The organism is Mesorhizobium sp. M7A.F.Ca.US.014.04.1.1 (assembly GCF_003998745.1).
Lineage (GTDB): Bacteria > Pseudomonadota > Alphaproteobacteria > Rhizobiales > Rhizobiaceae > Mesorhizobium > Mesorhizobium ciceri.
The window spans coordinates 1-5,654 of sequence record NZ_RZRW01000387.1; the positions used below are offsets into that span (position 1 = coordinate 1).

The window sequence follows — 5,654 nt, forward strand, 5'->3', positions numbered from 1 at the left end:
GAATTTCTTGATCGGTGCGACCTGCCACAGGATCGGCCCGAGCTTTTCGCCGAGCGCCGCCACGCCGGAGCCAAGAAAGCGCATCATCGATTCGCCGGCCTCGCCCAGCACGCGCCGGTTGGTGACGAAGCGGTTGCCCTTCAGCGAATAGACAAAGCCGTCCGGCGCCTCGCTGGCCCATTTGACGAAGGTCGGCTCCTTGAAGCTGGAATAGTAAGTGCCGTTGACCTCGATGCTCGGCACCTGGCGAGTGGCGTAGTTCAACTGCTTGGCCTTGGGAAGCTTGTCGGGATAGAAGGACGTATCCCAGGGTTCGAAGGTCCAGCCGCCCATGCCGGCGCGGATTGTTCCCGATGTGCTCATTGTCATCCTCCCAATGCAGAAAAAGATCAGGCCGCGGTGATCTGATCGACGGTTTTGGCCATGTCGACGAGCACCCATCCTGGCCGGTAGGGATTGGGCCGGCGACCCGTTTCGTGGAAACCATAGGCAAGATAGAGCGCAATGTTCCGCTCCATCCTGGCGTTGGTGTAGAGCCGCACTTCTGGCAGACCCCAGAGATGGGTCTGCTCATCCGCGTGTTTCAGCAGCGCAATGCCGAAGCCCTTGCCTTGAAAGTCGGGGGAGACCGCGACGGAGAAGATCATCGCGTGGTCGTCATGTCGCTCCAGCGTGATCAGCCCGGCAAGCTCGCCGCCACTTTCCAGCAACCAGACCTCGCCGCGCACGATGCGCGGTGCATAGTCCTCGGTGACCGGGACCGGCGGCGCGCCGAACAGTGCGATGTAAGGCGCATAAGCCGCTTCCGTCAGCGAGACGACGGTTTGGAGATCACCGGCAAGCGCTCTTCTGATTGTCATTCAAAAGCTCTCCAGGCGCCAACCGGTCGATCACTCCGCCGCTTCGCGTTTGCCTCCGGGACGTCGCTCCAGAAGCTCCTTGAGGAACTGGCCGGTGTAGCTGCGCTTTTCGCGCACGATGGCTTCCGGCGTGCCGGAGGCGACCAGTTCGCCGCCGCCATCGCCGCCTTCGGGGCCGAGGTCGAGCACCCAGTCCGCGGTTTTTATCACTTCGAGATTGTGCTCGATGACCACCACCGTGTTGCCCTGGTCTACCAGTTCGTGCAGCACTTCCAGCAGTTTGGCAACGTCGTGGAAATGCAGGCCAGTGGTCGGCTCATCCAGGATATAGAGCGTCTTGCCGGTCGCCTTGCGCGACAGTTCCTTGGCCAGCTTGATGCGCTGCGCCTCGCCGCCGGACAGCGTTGTCGCCTGCTGGCCGATATGGATGTAGCCGAGGCCGACCTGCTTCAGCGTGTCGAGCTTGTCGCGCACGCCGGGCACGGCGGCGAAGAAATCGACGCCTTCCTCGACCGTCATGTCGAGCACGTCGGCGATCGACTTGCCCTTGAACAGGACATCGAGCGTCTCTCTGTTATAGCGCTTGCCGTGACAGACGTCGCAGGTGACGTAGACGTCGGGCAGGAAGTGCATCTCGATCTTGATGACGCCGTCGCCCTGGCAGGCCTCGCAGCGGCCGCCCTTGACGTTGAACGAAAAGCGTCCCGGCTGATAGCCGCGCGCCTTGGCCTCCGGCAGGCCAGCGAACCAGTCGCGGATCGGCGTGAAGGCGCCGGTATAGGTGGCCGGGTTTGAACGCGGTGTGCGGCCGATCGGCGACTGGTCGATGTCGATGACCTTGTCGAGGAATTCGAGGCCCTCGATGCGGTCGTGGTCGGCCGGATGTTCGCGCGAGCCCATGATGCGTCTCGAAGCGGCCTTGAACAGCGTCTCGATCAGGAAGGTCGACTTGCCGCCGCCGGACACGCCAGTGACGGCGGTGAAGGTGCCGAGTGGGATTTCGGCGGTGACGTTCTTCAGATTGTTGCCGCGCGCGCCGACGATCTTGATGCGGCGGTTCTTCTTCGCTTCACGCCGCACGCCGGGCGTCGCCACTTCGAGCGCGCCCGACAGATATTTGCCGGTGATCGAATTGGGATTGGCCATGACCTGCTGCGGCGTGCCCTGGGCGATGATCTCGCCGCCATGGATGCCGGCGGCCGGGCCCATGTCGACGACATAGTCGGCATGCAGGATGGCGTCCTCGTCATGCTCGACGACGATCACCGTGTTGCCGATGTCGCGCAGGTGCTTCAGCGTATCGAGCAGGCGCGCATTGTCGCGCTGGTGCAGGCCGATCGACGGCTCGTCCAGCACATAGAGCACGCCGGTCAGGCCGGAGCCGATCTGCGATGCCAGCCGGATGCGCTGGCTCTCGCCGCCCGACAGCGTGCCGGCCAGTTGCTTCAGCCGCTGCTTGAGAATCGGGAACAGCATGAACATGCGCTCGCTGTCTCTGAGGATGGCATCCTTGTCGGTGCGGGTGCAGGCGCCGAGCCGCAGATTGTCAGCCACCGTCAGGCCGCCGAACAGGCGCCTGCCCTCCGGGCTCTGCGCGATGCCCAGACTTACGATGCGCGACGGAGCGACACCTCCAATCGGCTTGCCATCGAAGATGATCCTGCCGCCGCGCGGCCGCGACAGGCCGGAAATGGTGCGCAAGGTCGTGCTCTTGCCGGCGCCGTTGGCGCCCACCAACGCCACCACCTCGCCGGCATGGACGTCGAGCGAAATGCCCTTCAGCGCACGCACCGCGCCGAAATTGACCTCGAGGTTCTCGACACTGAGCAGAACGGGGCTAGGCGTGGCCAAGATACGCCTCCCGCACTTTCGGGTGTTCGCGTACCTGCTCCGGTGTTCCGACGCAGATCACCTCGCCAGTCGCCAGCACCTGGATGCGTTCGCACAGCGCCATGATCAGGTCCATGTCGTGCTCGACAACGACCACCGTTACGCCATAGCGGTCACGGATCGTCCGGATCAGCGCTGCCAACACCTTGGTCTCGTTGGAATCAAGACCGGCAGCGGGCTCATCGAGCAACAGCAGTTGCGGGCCGGTCGCCAACGCACGCGCAATCTCCAGCCGCCGCTGATCGCCGTAGGGAAGATCCGCGGCGACCCTGCCGGCCTGATCTGTCAGGCCCATGAGGTCGAGGAGTTCGTCGGCCTTCTGCCGGGTCGCGGCCACCCGCTCGCGATAACGCCGACCGCGCAGCACGGTATCGGCGGCGCCGACAGGATGGCGCAACTGCGCCGCCGTCAGCACGTTCTGCGCGACGCTGAGGCTGCCGAACAGGCGAGAGCCCTGGAAGGTGCGGGCGATGCCCATCGCGACGATCTGCGATGTGCGCAGGCCGACGATCGACCGGCCCTCCATCTCGATGCTACCGGAATTCGGCTGGGAGAAGCCGGTGATCAGGTTGAAAAGCGTGCTCTTGCCCGAGCCATTCGGCCCGATTACCCCAATGATTTCACGTTCGTGGAGCTCGATGGAATGATCACGCAGGGCAACCAGCCCTCGAAAGGCTTTTGTCAGCCCGACCGTCCTCAACAGCACTCGACTCGACTGTCTATCCACCCGCCGGTTTGCCCCTGTCCCTCGCCGCCCCGTTCGGCCCGGTCAAGCTTCAAATGGACAATTCGAACGGCAAGATGTCAAGTCCTATTCCCAAGAGGAAAGCTGTATGCCTGCCTCGGCTCGACCGTTGCCGCGACAGCACCGGCATCGATGCAGGGCCTGCAGTCCAGCGCGCCAGCGCTCGCTTCTCGAGCCTGCGCGCATAGTGCGTGGGCGCAAGGCACGAGACGAAGACGATCGGCGCCACCGGCCCGTAGACCTTGGGCGTCCTCGGACCGCGCTTGTGCTAGCTTGTTGTCTGTTCGGCGACAGCTTCTTCGAGGCCGGCTGCGGCCTGGGCGGCGAGAGCGCGCGCCGCCGCCTGTGAATCGTAGAATTCCTCGAGCGCATGAACCCTGCCCCACCGCAGCGTGAACACGTGGAGACCACGGTTGACGTAGGACGTATCGCCGTTGAGCAGGGTAGCGGTGCCATCCCACTGGGCAAACACGGTGGTATGCCACGGCCAGCCCTTCACCCACACGTGGTTGACCGTGAGATGGAGAGTGGGCAGAACACGGCCGAGGCGCTCGAACCACCGGCGCAGGGCCTGCTTGTCGTGGCGCTCGCCACCAAGCGCGTGTGCGCCACCAACCCGGTGATGGACATGCGGCGCGATGGCCTTCACCGCCGCATCCCAGCGATGGTTGTTGACGTCGTCGAAGCTCTGCCGGATCGATTTCTCGACAAAATAGCTGTAAAGCATGTGACCTCTCTCCAAACTTATCGGTGGCGCGCCGTTCCGACGCGAGACCCCGGCCAGCATCGCTCGGCCGCGGTCTGCGCGTCAGGTCAGGGCATTGTCGCGTCGGCTCGCAGGGATGTGTCCGTCTCGGTCGAGACCGTCACTTCCTCACCGGACCTTGAGAACGCGTAGAGCGAGCCCGGGTGGCCAGGTATGGAAAACGCCACGGAGTCACTGTTGGCGAGGCCCATGACAACCCGCAGCGGATCACCCCCGGTCTTCGGTGCGAAAGTGGCGGTGACCTCAAGCAGGTCGCCGTCCGGAACGTAGTAGACCACCATGTCCAGGTGTGCCTGGTGCAGGCTACCGCCTTCGATCGGGCGCCCGATGGTGGCTTCCTCGGCAAGAGCCGGGGTTGCAAGAAACAGCGCCGCCAGCAGCGAGGCGCCCAAGGTTTTGCGGATCATCTCATTTGTCCTTTTTTAGATTGCGTTCACCCTCTATATAGGGTATAGATTACGAATGCAATCTAAAAAAGGAGATGACGATGCGTGTAAGTCGCACTCAGGCCGCGGAAAACCGTGAGACCGTGATCAATGTGGCAAGCCGGCTTTTTCGGGAGCGCGGGTTCGACGGCATCGGCCTCAAGGATCTGATGAAAGGGGCCGGGCTGACCCAGGGCGCCTTTTACAAGCAATTCGAGTCGAAGGACGATCTGGCGGCGCTGGCGTCCAGGCGGGCGATGGAAAGCGCCACCCACAAATGGTCGGCCGCGACCGCGGCAAATCCCGGGAACCCGCTCGACGGGGTGATCTCATTCTACCTCAGCATGGATCATCGCGGAGAAAAGATGGACGGCTGCCCGGTCGTTGCGCTCGGCTCGGATGCCGCCAGGCAAGGTGCCGAGGTGAAGGCGTCATTCGAAGCCGGCATCAAGGCGTACCTCGAGATGCTCGGCGGTTGGGTTGGCGAGGGCGACATCGAAAAGACCGGCAACAAGGCAATGGCCGTTCTCTCGACGATGGTCGGCGCGGTCGTGCTGTCGCGGGTCGTCAACGACCCCGACCTTGCGCAGGCTTTTCTGGATGCGGCGGCCGATCAGGTTCGCGAAGCAGTCGCTACTTGAACGGCGCGAGCAGCGCCGCCAGCACAGCAAGGATAGGAGAGCAGATGGAACGGATTGTCGTCACGGGCATGGGTGCGGTCACGCCCCTTGCCGCCAATGTCGAAGCGTCCTGGTCACGCCTGCTTGCCGGCCGGTCTGGCGTTCGCAGGCTTCCTGACGATGTGGTGGGAGAGCTGCCGGCTAAGATTGGCGGCGTGGTTCCCTCCCTGGGCGAAGACCCCGAGGCTGGTTTCGATGCCGATGCCGTCCTGTCCGCGAAGGATCAGCGCAAGGTAGACCGGTTCATTCTCTTCGCGCTGGCGGCGGCGGAAGAGGCGCTTGCGCAGG

General features: G+C 63.7%; 8 protein-coding genes. 2 read left to right on the plus strand and 6 right to left on the minus strand.

The window, feature by feature from the left end:
• The 6 genes from EOA22_RS22770 to EOA22_RS22795 all read right to left on the minus strand — a co-directional run.
• On the minus strand, positions 1 to 363 hold a 363-nt coding region (locus EOA22_RS22770; RefSeq protein WP_127390229.1), incomplete at its 3' end, for a DUF72 domain-containing protein.
• Positions 364 to 389: 26 nt separating this feature from the next.
• Complete coding sequence (locus EOA22_RS22775) at positions 390 to 860, minus strand: GNAT family N-acetyltransferase (RefSeq protein ID WP_063167931.1); 471 nt, start codon at positions 858 to 860, stop codon at positions 390 to 392.
• Between the two features lie 30 nt (positions 861 to 890).
• Positions 891 to 2,651, minus strand: a complete 1,761-nt coding sequence (gene uvrA, locus EOA22_RS22780; protein ID WP_281040779.1) for an excinuclease ABC subunit UvrA — start codon at positions 2,649 to 2,651, stop codon at positions 891 to 893.
• 46 nt (positions 2,652 to 2,697) lie between these two features.
• Positions 2,698 to 3,477 (minus strand): ABC transporter ATP-binding protein, encoded by a 780-nt coding sequence (locus tag EOA22_RS22785; protein WP_024502054.1) that lies wholly within the window; start codon positions 3,475 to 3,477, stop codon positions 2,698 to 2,700.
• A 286-nt stretch (positions 3,478 to 3,763) separates the two neighbouring features.
• Complete coding sequence (locus tag EOA22_RS22790) at positions 3,764 to 4,222, minus strand: nuclear transport factor 2 family protein (RefSeq protein WP_063169747.1); 459 nt, start codon at positions 4,220 to 4,222, stop codon at positions 3,764 to 3,766.
• Positions 4,223 to 4,308: 86 nt separating this feature from the next.
• Positions 4,309 to 4,668, minus strand: a complete 360-nt coding sequence (locus EOA22_RS22795) for a hypothetical protein (RefSeq protein ID WP_063169746.1) — start codon at positions 4,666 to 4,668, stop codon at positions 4,309 to 4,311.
• A gap of 80 nt (positions 4,669 to 4,748) precedes the next feature.
• Here EOA22_RS22795 and EOA22_RS22800 point away from each other — a divergent pair, with 80 nt between their 5' ends.
• Together EOA22_RS22800 and EOA22_RS22805 are read left to right on the plus strand one after the other, a co-directional pair.
• On the plus strand, positions 4,749 to 5,327 hold the full coding sequence (locus EOA22_RS22800; RefSeq protein WP_063169745.1) for a TetR/AcrR family transcriptional regulator: 579 nt from the start codon (positions 4,749 to 4,751) through the stop codon (positions 5,325 to 5,327).
• A gap of 44 nt (positions 5,328 to 5,371) precedes the next feature.
• On the plus strand, positions 5,372 to 5,654 hold a 283-nt coding region (locus tag EOA22_RS22805; protein ID WP_281040778.1), incomplete at its 3' end, for a beta-ketoacyl synthase N-terminal-like domain-containing protein.